The organism is Pontibacter sp. LHS1 (assembly GCF_058932855.1).
Genome location: NZ_JBZYWF010000035.1, coordinates 1 through 685, shown reverse-complemented (window position 1 = coordinate 685; position 685 = coordinate 1). Strand labels below are relative to the sequence as shown.

Here is a 685-nt window from a genome sequence, read left to right as displayed (position 1 = left end):
ATGAAAACTTTATAAAAGACTGGTGCTTCCGCTACGCCTATGACGGGCGCAGGAGAGTGATCGAAAAGCAGGTGCCGGGGGCCGGGCCGGTGCAGCGGGTCTACAACAGGCGCGACGAGGCGGTCTTCACCCGGGACTCCGTGCAGGCGGCGGCTGGCAGGTGGGCCTTCACCAAGTACGACGCGCTGGGGCGCCCTGTCGTGGCGGGCGTACTGGATAAGCAGATCGAACGGTCTGCGCTGCAGGACGCGGTGAGCAATACCGCGCAGCAGTTTGAGACGCGGGATAGCTCTGCCATTGGCTACTCGCTCAACGCCTCCTCCCCGTCAGGGGTGACGGTCACGACCAACGACCTGCTGACGGTGACCTTCTACGACGACTACAATCACCAAGCTCTTACGGGTTATTCCTTCGATAGTACTGCCTTGGCGGGAGTGTCTATGCACAATAATCGGGTGAGGGGGCAGGTGACAGGCACCCGCACCCGCGTGCTGGGCAAGGAGGACTGGCTGGTCTCGGTTAACTACTATGACGATAAGTACCGGCTGGTGCAGGTGGTGTCGGACGGCTTCCTGGGCGGGACGAGGCAGCCGGCCTCCGAGCGGGTGACCTCCCGCTACGACTTCGTGGGCAGGCCCATGGAGACACTTAACTCCCACCAGGACGGCACCCACATAGTGCGGAA

At 62.3% G+C, this 685-nt stretch carries 1 protein-coding gene; it reads left to right on the top strand.

The window, feature by feature from the left end:
• Window positions 1-200: 200 nt before the first annotated feature.
• The coding region (locus AC5FXQ_RS21765; RefSeq protein WP_493604513.1) for a hypothetical protein at window positions 201-685 on the top strand (485 nt) is incomplete at its 3' end.